Annotated in this window: 13 protein-coding genes and 1 pseudogene; 7 read left to right on the top strand and 7 right to left on the bottom strand. The window is 64.8% G+C overall.

Features of this window, described 5'->3' with window-relative positions; all coding sequences use genetic code 11:
• Positions 1 to 402 precede the first annotated feature (402 nt).
• The 6 genes from Q0R23_RS03475 (at position 403) to Q0R23_RS03450 (ending at position 6,503) form a co-directional block, all read left to right on the top strand.
• On the top strand, positions 403 to 1,230 hold the full coding sequence (locus Q0R23_RS03475; protein WP_293910403.1) for a DeoR/GlpR family DNA-binding transcription regulator: 828 nt from the start codon (positions 403 to 405) through the stop codon (positions 1,228 to 1,230).
• On the top strand, positions 1,227 to 2,159 hold the full coding sequence (locus Q0R23_RS03470; protein ID WP_293910401.1) for an alcohol dehydrogenase catalytic domain-containing protein: 933 nt from the start codon (positions 1,227 to 1,229) through the stop codon (positions 2,157 to 2,159). The genes Q0R23_RS03475 and Q0R23_RS03470 overlap by 4 nt, the downstream gene beginning before the upstream one ends.
• Before the next feature lie 325 nt (positions 2,160 to 2,484).
• Positions 2,485 to 3,549 carry a sugar ABC transporter substrate-binding protein gene (locus tag Q0R23_RS03465; protein WP_293910399.1) on the top strand — a complete coding sequence of 355 codons (1,065 nt, stop codon included), beginning with the start codon at positions 2,485 to 2,487 and terminating at the stop codon, positions 3,547 to 3,549.
• 154 nt (positions 3,550 to 3,703) lie between these two features.
• Positions 3,704 to 4,480, top strand: coding sequence for an ATP-binding cassette domain-containing protein (locus Q0R23_RS03460; RefSeq protein WP_293910397.1), 777 nt, complete (start codon positions 3,704 to 3,706; stop codon positions 4,478 to 4,480).
• A complete protein-coding gene (locus tag Q0R23_RS03455; protein ID WP_293910395.1) occupies positions 4,477 to 5,748 on the top strand; it encodes a hypothetical protein in 1,272 nt (423 codons plus the stop codon). The genes Q0R23_RS03460 and Q0R23_RS03455 overlap by 4 nt, the downstream gene beginning before the upstream one ends.
• 26 nt (positions 5,749 to 5,774) lie before the next feature.
• The gene (locus Q0R23_RS03450) at positions 5,775 to 6,503 is read left to right on the top strand and encodes an SDR family oxidoreductase (protein WP_293910393.1); all 729 of its coding nucleotides are present in this window, start codon (positions 5,775 to 5,777) and stop codon (positions 6,501 to 6,503) included.
• A 58-nt stretch (positions 6,504 to 6,561) separates the two neighbouring features.
• Here the strand turns inward: Q0R23_RS03450 and Q0R23_RS03445 are convergent.
• The 7 genes and pseudogenes from Q0R23_RS03445 to Q0R23_RS03415 form a co-directional block, all read right to left on the bottom strand.
• A pseudogene (locus Q0R23_RS03445) lies at positions 6,562 to 6,759 on the bottom strand (integrase core domain-containing protein); the annotation flags it as partial.
• Positions 6,760 to 6,819: 60 nt separating this feature from the next.
• Positions 6,820 to 7,272 carry an IS1 family transposase gene (locus Q0R23_RS03440; RefSeq protein ID WP_293910391.1) on the bottom strand — a complete coding sequence of 151 codons (453 nt, stop codon included), beginning with the start codon at positions 7,270 to 7,272 and terminating at the stop codon, positions 6,820 to 6,822.
• A 626-nt stretch (positions 7,273 to 7,898) separates the two neighbouring features.
• Complete coding sequence (locus Q0R23_RS03435; protein ID WP_293910389.1) at positions 7,899 to 9,026, bottom strand: FAD-dependent oxidoreductase; 1,128 nt, start codon at positions 9,024 to 9,026, stop codon at positions 7,899 to 7,901.
• Entirely contained in the window at positions 9,023 to 10,228 is a 1,206-nt protein-coding gene (locus tag Q0R23_RS03430; protein ID WP_293910387.1) for a prolyl oligopeptidase family serine peptidase, read from the bottom strand. Before Q0R23_RS03430 ends, Q0R23_RS03435 begins: the two co-directional genes overlap by 4 nt.
• 31 nt (positions 10,229 to 10,259) lie before the next feature.
• Positions 10,260 to 11,261, bottom strand: coding sequence for a fumarylacetoacetate hydrolase family protein (locus tag Q0R23_RS03425; RefSeq protein WP_293910385.1), 1,002 nt, complete (start codon positions 11,259 to 11,261; stop codon positions 10,260 to 10,262).
• An 82-nt stretch (positions 11,262 to 11,343) separates the two neighbouring features.
• A complete protein-coding gene (locus tag Q0R23_RS03420; protein WP_293910383.1) occupies positions 11,344 to 12,114 on the bottom strand; it encodes a cyclase family protein in 771 nt (256 codons plus the stop codon).
• A 4-nt stretch (positions 12,115 to 12,118) separates the two neighbouring features.
• A complete protein-coding gene (locus tag Q0R23_RS03415) occupies positions 12,119 to 13,153 on the bottom strand; it encodes a VOC family protein (RefSeq protein WP_293910381.1) in 1,035 nt (344 codons plus the stop codon).
• A 256-nt stretch (positions 13,154 to 13,409) separates the two neighbouring features.
• On the opposite strand from Q0R23_RS03415, the gene Q0R23_RS03410 reads away from it, so the two are divergent.
• Positions 13,410 to 14,084 (top strand): GntR family transcriptional regulator, encoded by a 675-nt coding sequence (locus tag Q0R23_RS03410; protein WP_293910379.1) that lies wholly within the window; start codon positions 13,410 to 13,412, stop codon positions 14,082 to 14,084.
• Positions 14,085 to 14,482: the final 398 nt, after the last annotated feature.

Genomic DNA, 14,482 nt, shown 5'->3' with positions numbered 1-14,482 from the left:
ACCGCCCAACTCTGCCGGGAACATTCTGATCTTGCCAGGGTTTGGCGTCGGTCGCGGCGGGTCAGCCTACCCCAGCCCGGTTGAGGCAACACAACCGTTACTTTTTGTTGTGAAGCGAAACGATGGACATTACAGCGAGATTTTTTGTCTGCCGCCTGTGGGTGGTGAAGGGAGGCCAGGCTCCGAATATGTCGGTGGCCTTACCTGAATTTTGGGGCCTGAACCCATGTTTAGCCAGAAGACCGAGCCAAATGCGAGCCGCTTGACCTTCGTGGTTTTTTGCTTCATACTCTATGCATAACAAAATTCCACTCTCCAACGTACAAACCAGATCGGTTGACCTGCCGCCAGAGACGGAACGCTTTTTCTCCAATCTTTCACGTTCTGGAGGGTGAAAATTCCATGTCCAGCTCCCAACTGATGGTCGATGAACGGCACCGTTACGTTCTCGAAACGCTGCAACAGCGCGGAAGTTGTAGGGTCGCCGATCTGGCCCTGGCCCTGGGCGTGTCCGAGATGACCATTCACCGCGACCTCACCTCATTGGCCCGGCGCAACCTGCTCCGTAAGGTCCACGGCGGGGCGGTGTTGCGCAACTACATCGAGCTGACCTATCAGGACCGGGTGGTGCAAAACCACCCGGTCAAGGTCGCGGTGGCGCGGCGCGCGCTGCCACTGGTCCGGCCAGAGACCAGTCTGTACCTGGGGCCGGGCAGCACCGCTTACGAATTGGCCAAGCTGTTAGAGACCGACGGGCTTCAGGTGTATACCAACAGCCTCCCTACGGCCACCGCGCTGGCACGGGCCGGTCATCCTGGTGTCACCGTGACGCTGCTGGGCGGCCAACTGGTGGGCTTCGTCGAGGCGCTGGTCGGTCCGGCCACCGAGGCCGCACTGGCCGAGCTGAAACTCGACTACGCCTTCATCGCCGTGACAGGGGTCAGCCTCAGCGGCGGCCTGACCGTCTACACCGATGAGGAGGCCCGTGTGATCAGAGCGGTGATCCGTGCGGCGCGCAAGACCGTGCTGTTGACCGATGCCAGCAAATATGACCTGATGGCCGGGCCGGAGGTGGGGCTGCTGAAAGACATGCACGTGATCGTGACCGATAGTATGCCGCCCACTTACCAGCAGCACTGCGCGGCAAACGATGTGGAGACGCTGTTTTGCGAAGAATTCGAAGCGGAAGGGACGCGGTCAGGCAGGGCGAGGGGGAGGAACGAAGCATGACGCAGGCTTTGACGGAGCAGCACCACGACGTCAGCCAGGGACAGACCATGAGGCGGGCCTTACTGCACGGCCCGCACGATCTGCGGCTCCGCGACGAGCGCAGGCCCGAAGCGCTTCCCGGCGAGGTGATGCTGAGGCACAGCGCCGTGAGTGTCTGCGGCTCAGACATGCACGACCACCACGAGGGAGGCACCGGGCCAGCCGCGATCAAGGCGCCCACGACCCCCGGCCACGAGTTCGCAGCCACCGTGATCGGCGGCAGCGGTGAACGATTCGGCCTCCCAGACGGCAGCCTGGTTGCCGCCGATCCCGCTCAGAACTGTGGCCACTGCGAACAGTGCCTGGCCGGGTATCCAAACCTCTGCCCGAACGTGCGCTTCCTGGGTTCTCCAGGCGTGAACGGCGGACTGGCCGAGTACGTCCCGGTGCCGCCCCACAGCCTGTTCGCCGTACCGGAGGACTCTGCCCCAGCCCTGACAGCGCTGCCCGAACCGTTGGGCGCAGCGCTGCACGCGCTCGACATCACCAACATCAGGCCCATGAGTGGCGTGACGGTGCTCGGTGCCGGACCGATCGGGCGGATGATCGCTCAGGTGGCGCGGGTCTGCGGGGCGGCCCATGTGCGGGGCGAAGCTGACGTGCTGGAGGCGACGATTTGCCCCGACGCCCCCGATCAGGCGGCGCAGGTGGCCCGCATCGGGGGCCGGGTGACGCTGGTCGGTATCCCGGACGGCGACCGATTCGAGATGAACGCGGCCAACGCCAGGCGCAAGGCCCCGATCATCAAGATGTCGCGCCGGATGGGGCAGATCTATCCCCGCGCCACCGAACTGGTCTCGCGGGGCCGCTTGGACATCGCCAGCATTTCCACGCACCACTACGACCTGAAAGCCGTCACCCACCCGAAGAGGTCGGTCCCGACCATGTGACGCCTGAACACGTCCCGCACGGGGACGGCTGGCTCACTGGGCCTGACTCGCTGGGCCTGGCTCATCGGGCCTGATTCGCTGGACCTGACTTACTGGGCCTACCCCCGTGCGCTTTCGAGACGACGTCCCGAAATCAACCCCCCGAAATCAAACCCTTTTTTCGTTCCAGGAGGAACCCATGAACTGAACGCTCGCTCTGTCCGGCGCGTTGCTCGCCGTCGCGCGCTCCTTTGCGGGAATCGCCCGTACTGTTTTAGACGGCCCTAGTATTTCCCGGCTTTTGAAGCTGCTCTCCTGCACCCTGATCTTATTTCGGAGGAACCTCATGAAACGTACCCTTGCTTTTTCTGCCGCCCTGCTGAGTGTCGTCCTTGGCGCACAGGCCAACGCCCAGACCTTGAACAACGCGACCGTCGCGTTCCTGATGCCCGATCAGGCGTCCACGCGCTACGAGCAGCACGACTATCCGGGCTTTGTCGCCCGAATGAAGACGCTGTGCCCAAGCTGCAAGGTGCTTTATCTGAATGCGGATGGGGACGCCACCAAGCAGCAGCAGCAGTTCAACTCCGTGATCTCTCAGGGCGCCAAGGCCATCGTTCTGGACGCGGTCGACACGTCGGCGGCGGCTTCGTTGGTCAAGCGGGCCCAGGGGCAAGGCATCAAGGTGATCGCCTATGACCGCCCGATTCCGAGCGCGAAGGCCGATTTCTACGTCTCCTTTGACAATGAAGCCATCGGCAAGGCGATCGCGACCTCACTGGTCGACCATCTCAAGAAGACGAACGTGCCGACCGCGCAGGGCGGCATTCTGAACATCAACGGTTCGCCCACCGACGCTGCCGCCGGGCTGATCAAGAAGGGCATTCAGTCGGGCCTGGCGTCCAGCGGGTACAAGACCCTGTCCGTGTACGACACCCCAGAGTGGGCACCGAGCAAGGCCCAGCAGTGGGCCAGCGGCCAGGTGACGCGCTTTGGCAAGCAGATTCTCGGCGTCGTCGCCGCCAATGACGGCACGGCGGGCGGCGCCGTCGCGGCGTTCAAGGCGGCGGGGGTCAACCCGATCCCGCCGGTGACCGGCAACGACGCGACCATTGCGGGGCTGCAATACATCGTCGCGGGCATCCAGTACAACACGATCCTCAAGCCGAGCGAGATCGTGGCGGGCGCGGCTGCGGACGTGGCCGTGGCGCTGCTCAAAGGTGAGAAGGTCAAGGCCGACAAGACGCTCTTCAACACGCCGTCGAAGCTCTTCGTGCCGACCCTGATCACCGCCGAGAACCTCAAGGCCGAGGTCATCGACAAGAAGCTCAACGGTCAGCCGATCGTCGCTGCCGCCGAGCTGTGCAAGGGGTACGAAGACGGCTGCAAGAAGCTGGGCATCAACCCGTAAGCATTAGCCTGTAAGCATCAACCCGTAACAGCAGCACAGGGGTCGTCTGCCCAAGTAGGCGGACGATCCCTGTGCCGCACTCTTCCAGTCAGCAAGGGAAAGGCCCGATGAAATGAGTGATTTTCCGGAAAGCGCAGCACCTCGCGGAGAGCCGGTGCTCAGCCTGCGCGGCATCTCCAAGCATTTCGGCGCCGTCTCGGCGCTCAGCGATATCGAATTTGACGTTCATGCCGGTGAAGTTGTGGCCCTGGTGGGTGACAACGGTGCTGGCAAATCGACGCTGGTCAAGGTTCTCGCTGGCGTTCATCAACCGAGCGCCGGAGAGATTTTCTTCGACGGAAAGCCGGTCAAACTCGCCGATCCGTCGACGGCGCTCAATCTCGGCATCGCGACGGTCTTTCAGGACCTGGCCCTGTGCGAGAACCTCGATGTCGTCGCCAATATCTTTCTGGGGCGCGAACAGAACCCCTGGCATCTCGACGAAGTGGGCATGGAAGTTCGCGCCTGGACGCTCCTCAACGAACTCTCGGCACGTATTCCAAGCGTGCGGGAACCGATCGCCTCGCTGTCGGGCGGCCAGCGCCAGACCGTCGCCATCGCCCGGTCGCTGCTGCTCGAGCCCAAACTGATCATGCTCGACGAGCCGACGGCGGCCCTCGGCGTCGCGCAGACGGCGGAGGTACTCGACCTCATCGAGCGGGTGCGCGCGCGTGGCCTGGGCGTACTGATGATCAGCCATAACATGGAGGATGTGCGAGCCGTCGCCGACCGGATCGTCGTGCTCCGGCTCGGACGCAACAACGGCATTCTCACGCCCGACGCCTCGAACGAGGAGCTGGTCAGCGCCATCACGGGCGCCTCTGAAAATTCTGTCACCCGGCGTGCCGGGCGCCGCGCCCAGCGCGAACATGTCAATGAGGCGAGGCCATGAGTAAACCGAAAGACGGTGTGTCCGACATCCCATTGCTCGACCCCCCACTTCTTGACCGGGCCGACGTCCGTGTCAAGCACGCGACCGGCATCGGCGGCGCGTTCGAGGCCTTCATCACGCGGGTCAAATCGGGCGATCTCGGCTTCCTGCCGGTCATCATCGGCCTGCTCATCATCTGCACTGTCTTCCAGATCCTCAACCCGGTCTTCTTGTCGAGCAGCAACCTCGCCAACCTGCTGTTCGATTCCTCGACGATCGGCGTGATCTCGCTCGGCATCGTCTGTGTGCTGATGGTGGCGCAGATCGATCTGTCGGTCGGCTCGGTCAGCGGCTTCGCCTCCGCACTGGTTGGCACCCTGTGGGTCAATCTGGGGTGGCCCGTGCCGCTGGCGATCATCGCGGCGCTCATCATCGGTGCGCTCATCGGCGCGGCCTACGCCTTCCTCTTCAACTGGCTGGGCATGCCGAGCTTCGTGTCCACCCTTTCCGGGCTGCTGGCCTTCCTTGGGCTGCAACTCTACATCCTGCGCTCGACGGGTTCGATCAACCTGCCGTTCGGCTCGCCGCTGGTCTCCTTCGGGCAGCTCCTGACGGTGCCGAGCTGGTTGGCCTACGCGCTCGTCGCTCTGGCCGCCGTCGGTGTCTTCGTGACCAACTACCGGACTGAGCAGCGTCGTAAGGCGTCTGGTCTGTCGACGCAACCGATGGTCTCGGTCGCGATCAAGGCGCTGGCGATCTTCATAGGCCTGGAATTCATCGTCTTTTACCTCAACCAGACGCGCGGCGTGCCCTGGATCTTCGGCTTGTTTGTCGTCCTGGTCGTGGCCATGAATTACGCGCTCAAGCAGACGCAGTGGGGGCGTTCGCTGACCGCCGTTGGCGGCAATCCCGAAGCGGCCAGGCGTTCGGGCATCAATGTGCGCCGCATTTACATGAGCGCGTTCATGATCTGTTCGACGCTGGCGGCCCTCGGCGGCATACTGGCGGCGGCCCGGCTGGCTTCGGCCAGTCAACAGGCCGGTACTGGCGACGTCAACCTGAATGCCATTGCTGCGGCGGTGATCGGCGGCACCAGTCTGTTCGGTGGGCGCGGCAGCGCTTACTCGGCCCTGCTCGGAATCATCGTCATCCAGGCGATCTCCAGCGGCCTGACGCTGCTCGACCTGTCGTCGTCGCTCCGCTACATGATTACCGGCGCCGTGCTGGCGATCGCCGTCATCGTCGATTCCCTGTCGCGCCGCTCGCGGATGTCGAGTGGACGGGCCTGACCTTGAATTCTTGGAGATGTTTATAAATGCAACACAGCCTCGTAGGTAAGGTGGCAGCAGTGACGGGCGCCGCTTCCGGAATCGGACTCGAATGCGCCATACATATGGCCGCTGCGGGTGCCAGGGTCGTCCTGGTGGACAGAGACGAAAAAGCGCTCGTTCAGCAGTGTGCCGAGATCGGCCCTGACGCCACTCCGCTCGTCATCGATCTGCTCGACAAAAAAAGCGTCGCCACCATGATGCCGCAGATTCTGGAGGCGGCTGGGCACCTCGATATCTTTCACGCCAACGCCGGTTCCTACATCGGCGGTGAGGTCGCCACGGGCGATCCCGACGCCTGGGACCGGATGCTCGACCTCAACATCAACGCCACCTTCCGCAGCATTCAAGCGGTGCTGCCTCATATGATTGAACGCAAGAGTGGCGATATCGTCGTGACCAGTTCAGTCGCTGGCGTGGTGCCTGTCGTGTGGGAGCCGATCTACACGGCGTCCAAACATGCCGTGCAGGCGTTCGTCCACACAGTGCGCAGACAGGTCGCCAAGCATGGTCTGCGCGTCGGTGCCGTCTTGCCGGGGCCGGTCGTGACGGCGCTGATCAATGACTGGCCTCAGGCCAAGCGCGATGAAGCTCTGGCCAACGGTAGCCTCATGGAAGCCAAGGAAGTCGCTGAGGCCGTCATGTTCATGCTGACACGGCCACGCAATATCACGATCCGCGATCTCGTCATCGTTCCCCAGAGTCTCGATTTATAACTTGAAATTGCAAGGGTTTGGTGGAGTGTCAGTTCAGTCTGTTCCAGTGATTTTCGAATTAGGCCGTTGAGCGCTGCCCCAGGCTGGAGTGGCGACGAAAGCGGTTGTAAAACACTTCAACCCACTCGAAGACGATCTCCCGCGTCTGGGCGCGGGTTCCCTGGCTCTTATGAAGGTCGAGTTCCAGCTTGAGGGTCGAGAAAAAGCTCTCCACCCTTGCGTTGTCCCAGCATTCTCCTTTGCGGCTCATACTCTGGAACGCCTTCAGGCGTTCCAGAGCCTGTCGGTACTCATTACTGGTGTACTGGGTAGTGGCTCAGGGTAAGATGGCACAGCTTCGTTCCCGGTTGTAGCAGTGGATGAAAAGCTTAAGGCGGGCGAAATGTTGGTGGACGCATTTTGAGAAGCTCAAGGTTTTCCTGACAAACTGGGCCAACCTCTGGCGCAACGTATTATTCCAACGCTCGATGTGATTCGTTTTGCCACTGTCCTTGCCAACTGCTTGATGCTGCACACTGGGCAAGACCAATTGGTAAGCGCTCCAGAAATCTGAGTACAGGTGGGCCAGTTTGTAGCTCTGTGGCACCTCATTCCATAGAATCTGGCAGGTCTCCTCACTGCGATCTCCGACGACGAAAGCGACGACCTGCCGGGTCGTCGCACATAGGGCGATCCATACCCAGACTTTCTGCGATTTTTTGAACACGAAAGACCATAGTTCATCCAGTTCCAGGGTTTTTTCTGGTAAATCCGCGCCAACAAGGGTCATCTCTAACGCTGGCAGCTCATCTACCTTTTTTTCATCCAGGCACTCAGGGTTTGCCGACTGACGCCAAATGTCCGCTGAATACCGCGCAGACTAGACCGCTCTTGCGTTGCCCTCAGAATCTCCTCTTTGCGCGCCTCGCTCTATCCATTTGGACGTGGATGCTCGCGATGTTGTCGCCCACAGGCTTGGCAGCGGTGTTTCTGCCGCCCATCTGGCGCAAAACCGTATTTGTTTAGATCCTCACTCTCGCAGGAAGGACACGTCAGCGTCTGGGCCATCTGCATGTCTTCATCTTACCCTGAGCCACTACCGGCGGCGCGCCTGATCCTGCGGGGCCGCTGAAGGTCCGGTCGGCACGGCGCCCCTGTTGACCGGGGCCACACTGAGACCGACCGCAACGCTGGCCGCCCGAAGCCGCCCACCGCCAGCGTCTGGCCGTCGCGCAGGATGTCTCCGAGGGCTCCAGTTGCGCTGTGGAGGGTTGCGCTGGGGGAGGGTTGCGCTGGGGTGGACCTTGTTCACAAGCCTTCGCTCGGCCCGCGTCGGCGCTGATGGGTGGGGCCGGGACGGCGCACGGCAGAGACAGGGGCGCCGGTCATCGGGAAAGGCTCCGGCGGCGCACAGGCTCAGATCGGCTGGGCAGTGAAGTGCAGCATCTCGGCCATCACTTGCGGGTAGTTGAGCGAGTGGTCGTTTTCCATCTGGGCGCGGCAGACCCGCAGCGAATTGTCCTGAATGTACTTGGCGCGCTCGTACCGGCGTGCCTGATAGCCGGACAGCACCGTTTCCAGCGGCCCGCCCCGGCTGATCTGGTCGCTGAGCACCACCGCGTCCTCGATGGCCATGCCCGCACCCTGCGCCAGGTGCGGCGTGGTGGTATGCACGGCGTCGCCGATCATCACCACCCGCCCCTGATACCAGGGATCGGTCACGAACACGACCTCCATCGGGCGGTAGACGACCTCCGCCGGGTCGTGGATCTCGCGGCGCAATTCGCCGATGCGGCCCTTGAAATGCACCATCCGCGCGCGCATCAGCTCGGCCAGCTCGGCCTGGGGCATCTTGGGGTTGCCCGGTTCCTTGGTCACCAGGTACATGTACATCAGGTCGTGAGCGAGCGGCACCAGTCCGGCGGCGTTGCCTGCGGTGTCGGAGAAGATCTGAAGGGCGTCCACCTCGTCTGGGCGGGCGAAGTTGTGCCGCCAGACGCACTGCCCCACGAAGGTCGGCTGGTATTTGTCGCCGTAGAGCAGCGCCCGCACCTGCGAGGAGGCCCCGTCGGCGCCGATCACCAGGTCGTAGGCACCCTGGGCGCCGCCGCTGAAGGTCACGTCCACCCGCCCCGGCTGCTGGTTCAGGGCGTCCACCGTGACGCCGAGCCGGACCTGGGTACCCTTTTCCAGCGCCGCCTCCTTGAGCACCTCGTGCAGCTTGGAGCGCCGCACCCCGATATTGGCGGGAAAGTCCGGCCCGGCCAGGCGCCCGCCCGATGCCCGGCCCACCGGCACGCCTTCTGGATCATGAAACACGTTGTCCTCGTAGGCGTATCCGGCGCTGACGTAGCGGTCGAGCAGCCCGGCAAACTGCATCGCCCGCATGATGTTGCTCTGCTGGATGATCCCGACGCCGTATTCCTGCCAGTCGCGCTTCTTCTCCACCAGGTCCACCGCCACGCCCCGGTCGCGCAGCATGCTGGCGGCCACCAACCCGGCGATGCCGCCCCCGACGATCAGTACCTTGCCAATCTCGCTCATCTGCTCTCCTTTTGGGCGCTCACCGGCAGGCCCGGTCCGGTCGCGGCGCCCAGGCGCCCGCCCAGGCGCTCGGCCACCCAGTCAGCCATGTAGTCCACGGCGTAGGCGCTGTTGTCGGTGCTGCTGTGCTGGCTGCCGCCCTCGCGGCTGGTGATGATCTTGAGCTCACGGTCCGGGCTGCTGGTCATCGCGTCGTAGGACTGATGGGCGTACTCGGTGGGAATCTGCTGATCGTCGGCGCCGTGCAGCAGCAGGAACGGCACTTTGATGCGGTCCAGCACCCCGATCAGGTTGATCTGCTCCATCAGGGCCATAAACTCGCCTTGATCTTTCGAGCCCCAGACCCAGCGGACGTGCTCCCAGTAATGCGGCACCGGGTTCTTGGTCTGACCGGCCATCCGGCGCTTCTGGACCTCGCCCCAGTTGTGGCTGGCCCCCCAGGCCACGCCCAGCGCGAAGCGGGGCTCGAAGGCCACCGCGCGCGGCGCGTAGTAGCCGCCCAGCGACACGCCCTGCATCCCAATGCGCCGGGGGTCGACGTCAGGGCGGGTCTCCAGGTAATCCAGCACCTTGCCCGCCCAGTATTCGGCGTCTGGCCGGGCGTGCAGGCCGTGCAGCCGCAGCGCCTCGCCGGTGCCCGGCTGGTCGATGCACAGCGAGGAGACGCCGCGCCGCGCCAGTTCCTGGGGCAGCCGCAGCAGGTACAAGATCTCCTTGACGCTGTCGAGCCCGTTGACCTGGAGGAGCAGCGGAGCCGGGCCGGATACGCCCTCGGCGCGGGTATACAGGCCCGCGATCACGCCGCCCTCGTAGGGAATCTCGACGCGCTCGCAGTTCTCGCCCGCCAGCACCACGCCGCGCCGGAAGGCGGCCTGGTATTTGGCGTACAGCGCCCTGCGCGGTTCGTAGTCAAAAGCCTGGAGGCGCTCGGCGGTGGCGAAGTAGACCGTCGAGCGCACCAGCTTGTGCCCGGCGCTGATCAGGCGGCCCCTGGCCTCGTCCTCACGGGCGAGTTCGGTCAGCTTGTCGCCCATCGCCTCCCAGGACTCCAGGAAGGCCTGAGTGCCCTCGTCGCTGCCCTTTTCCGAGAGTGAAAGCAGCGGGCGCGAGACCTCATCGAGTTCGCCCATTTTGGCGCCCATCTCGATGGCGATGTTGATGGCGAGGTTCCAGACGTAGTTGGTGGGGAAATACTGAAACATGCGGGCTCCGGGTGACAGCTCAGGTGAGGCTTTAGACGGTGGTGAGGGTCGGCTGGCGCGGGGTGGGCGCCCAGCCCTGGCCGTCGGGGTAGCCGATGCGGTGGCTGAGCGTGCCGATCCCCTGGATGTCCAGCTCCACCAGGTCGCCGGGACGCAGCTCACGGCCCAGCTCCAGACCGCAGCCCAGGCCCACCGTGCCGGTGCCCAGCAGCGTTCCGGCAATCAGCGGCTCGCTGGCGCTGGCCCAGGCGACGAGTTCCTGAACCCGCCACATCAGGGTGCTGCTGTGACCCTCCGACCACAGCTCGCCGTTGACGCAGGCGGTCATCTTGAGGTCGTGTGGGTCGAGTTCGTCGGGCGTGACGATCAGCGGACCGCAGGCCGAGGCGAAATGCTTGCCCTTGCTCGGTCCCAGGCGGCCCCGCATCTCGCGAAACTGGATGTCGCGGGCCGAGAAGTCGTTGAGGACGGTGTAGCCCAGGATGTGCGCGTCGGCCTCCGGCGGCAGGATGTTGCGCCCACCCCGCGAGGTGACGATGCCGAGTTCGAGTTCGTAGTCCATCTTCGACTGGGCGTAGCTGGGCCAGGGCATCTCGCTGCCCGGCTCGATGAACGCCTGGGCACTGCCCATGTACGAGATGGGGATTTCGTAGACGGCCCGGTCCACCTGCCCGGCGGTCAGGCGGGCAGCGTTGACGATATGCGCCTCGAACGACAAGAAGTCGCGGTAGGCGGCGGGGTCGAGCGGCATCAGCGCCTGGCCTGCCGGGGCCGTGAACTCACCGCTGGTGTCCTGCGCGGCGGCGTGCAGGGCGTCCAGAAAGACCTCACCGCCGCCGAGCGCCGCCGCCAAGCTGCCGGGCACGGCCAGCCGGGCGAGTTCGTGGGCCGCCGCCAGGGTGGCGTGGCGCCGCCGCAGGCTGGCCTGAAAGTGCCGCCGGACGTCGGTGTAGTCGGACTGGCCCGCCGCCGCGACGACGATGCGGGCCTGGGGACCATCGGGAGACGGAAGCGCTATTCGCTTGATTCGCATGACACACTCCGGCACTACGGGTGAAGGCGACAGGGGGGTGGAGGAAGGCTGCTGAGGCGGCGCCCGTGGCTCAGTTCACGGCTCAGTCCACGATGCCGACCACCCGCGCCGGGGCGGCGCTGCCCCGCAGGAGTTTGAGCGGAAAGCAGGCGACGGTAAAGCCAGTCGGCGGCAGCGCCGCGAGGTTGGTCAGACGCTCGATCTGCGAGTAGGGCAAGTCGAGCTGATGCGCCGCCCAGAAGATACCCGGCTGTCCGGCGGCGGCGGCCTCGCGGGCCTGCACGTCGAGCGGGCGGTCCCAGCCCCAGGCGTCGATGCCCATGACCCGCACGCCCTGATCAAAGAGCCAGCGGGTGGCCGCCGGACTGACGCCGGGGCCGCGCAGCCAGTAGTCCACCTGGCCGTAGTACTGGTCGCGCCCGGTGTGCATCAGCACGATGTCGAGTGGCCTGAGCTGGTGGCCCACCCGGCCCAGTTCGGCCTCCACGTCGGTCTCGGTGATGGCCTGCGCGTCGGCCTTGTGGCGAAAATCGAGCACCACGCCCGGCGCGTAAAACCACTCCAGCGGCAGCTCGTCGATGCTCTGGGCGGGTCGGCCCTGGATGAGCGAGTTGTAATGCAGCGGCGCGTCGACGTGGGTGCTCGAATGGGTGCCGAGGTGGGTGAAGGTCTCGGTCGCCCAACCCTCACCGCCGCGCAGCAGCTCCGGCCCGACCCCGAAGAGCGCCTGGATGTCCTGCCCGCCCCCGGCGTGATCCTGGTAGGCGACGCTGACGCGCTGGAACTCCGGCACGCCCGGCACGCTGTTTTGTATCGGGTGCGACAGGTCGATGATGGTCCGCTCGCCCTTCACCCGCTCAGCCGTGGCCCTGCCAGGGGTTGGCCGCGCTGCTGGCCGCTTCGACCAGCGCGTCTTCGGTGCCGGGCAGGGCGCCGTCCTCGGTGCCAGTGATGCCCGGTGCGGGCGGCGAGGCCTCCAGCATCGAGTCGGGCATGTGGCTGTTGCGGTAGAAGTTGTTCGAGCCCTGGGCGGGCTTCCAGTCGTAGGGCTGCCAGTCAGGAACGTAGTTGCGGTAGCCGCCGGTGTTGAGTTCGATGCGCAGGCCGCTGGGCTCACGGAAATACAGGTAGGTCTGCTCGCCGATGCCGTGCAGGCCGGGGCCGTACTCGATGTCAGTGCCGCCCTCCATCAATATGTCGGCGGCCAGGCTGTGCTCCTCGCGGCTGTCCACCCAGAAGGCGATGTGATGGACTCGCCCGGCCACCGGCGAGGTGTCGATCAGCACGCCCAGGTCGTGCGACTTCTCGTTGGTGGTCAGCACCCCGAACACCGTGACCGGCGCGTGGTCGAGCGAGGTGTAGCCCATGATCCGGAAGCCCAGGGTCTCGCTGTACCACTGCGCAAAGCCCCGCACGTCCGGCGCCGATACGGTGATGTGATCGAGCATCCGGGGCGCGACGCCGTGGTTGGTGCGCCGGGCAGGCCGGTCCGGAAACTGTGAGCGGTGCTCGCCGTCTTCCTGGTGGCGCTCGACCTCCCAGAACAGCTCCATGACGTGTCCGTAGGGGCCGGTGAAGCGGTAGGCCCGGCCATGTCCCTCCTGCGGGTAAAGCCACTCGCCGCCCGCGCCAGCGGCCTCAATGCGCCTCGCCGCCTCCTCCAACGCCTGGGGGCTGACCGTGCGCCAGGCCATGTGGCCCAGCCCCGCCTGAGTAGCCTGGCTCAGAATAAGGCTGTAGCGGTAGTAGTCGCCCCAGCAGCGCAGGTAAACCTGCCTCGCGCCGCGCTCCACGACCCGCATCCCCATCTGGGCCACGTAGAAGCGAACCGAGGCGTCCAGATCGGGAGTCATGATTTCCAGATGGGCGATGTGTGACAGCAGCGGACCCATACGTCCCTCCCGCGTCAGGGCCTGGGGCTCGACGCTTCGATCCTTGAATTTTTGATCAAACTTACGTTACACCCAGGACGCTGATGCCGAGGTATGCGCAGCTCACAATCCGGAGGCGGTTCATGTTCGGCCTGAGAGGCGCCGGGCATTGGGGCTTCGGTAGGCCGCTGGTCGACAGCCGGTGGTCTTGGCGCTATGCTGGACCGGGGGACCAGGTGGCCGGGGATTTGATCAAGGTCGCCGGACCGGGAGGAGCATGACGACAGCGGCAGTGATGAGACTCAGCCTGGTGTCGCAGCTCAGGGACGACATCGTGCGCGGCGTGTTCGCGCCGGGTGAACGGCTGACGCTGGCTCACCTGGCTGAGCGCTACGAGGTCAGTATGATGCCGGTCCGGGAAGCCCTCAACGCCCTTCAGGCCGAGGGTATCGTCACCATCCTGCCGCGCCGGGGCGCGGTGGTGACCCGCTTTACCCCCGCCGAAATTCTGGAGATCTACACCATCCGCGCCACGCTCGAACGGCTGGCCACCCAGAACGCGGCGCCGAAGCTGGGGGCCAGCGCCCTGAGCCAGCTCCGGCGCCTGGTCAATCAGATGGAGGGCCTCGGCCACGACTGGGCGCGGTTCTCTGCCCTAAATATGGACTTTCACACCACCATCTACCAGGCGGCGGGCCAGGTCCACCTGCTGGCCATGATCGTCTCGCTGCGCCACCGCACCCACCACTACCTGCGGGTGCATACCGAGGCCAGCGGGGACGCCGCCGCCGTCAGTGCGGGCCACCGCCGCCTTCTGAGGCTGTTGCAGGAAGGCCAGACCGAAGCCGCCGCCGCCGAGATGTATCAGCACGTCTACGAGGTGGGCGTCAATATCGCTCGGCTGATCGGAGGCCCCGACAAACCCGCGCAGGGGGCGAGCCCGGCACCGTGATCTCGCTCGCCTCTGAGCGGGCAGGCGTGCCCAGGCGGACTTGCAAAGCTCCGCAGGAGAGGAGTGGCGTCCTCATGGGGACGAGTGGCGTCCTCATGGGCGTCCGTTCACGAGGACAGTCCGTTCACGAGGACAGTCCGTTCACGAGGACAGTCCGTTCACGAGGACAGTCCGTTCACGAGGACAGTCCGCTGTGCCCAAGACGCGGGCAGGCGTGCCCAGGCGGACTTGCAAAGCTCCGCAGGAGAGGAGTGGCATCCTCATGGGCGTCCGTTCACGAGGACAGTCCGCTGTGCCCAAGAAGCGGAGGCCCGAAACGGTAGCCAGGACATCCTTAGCATAGGAACTGCCTCAACTCTCAGAAGTCCTCGACCTCGGCGGCCACGTCATCTTCCAGA

The organism is Deinococcus sp., assembly GCF_025362455.1.
GTDB lineage: Bacteria > Deinococcota > Deinococci > Deinococcales > Deinococcaceae > Deinococcus.
Note: the sequence above shows the minus strand (reverse complement) of the source record. Positions and strands in the feature narration are given on the sequence as shown.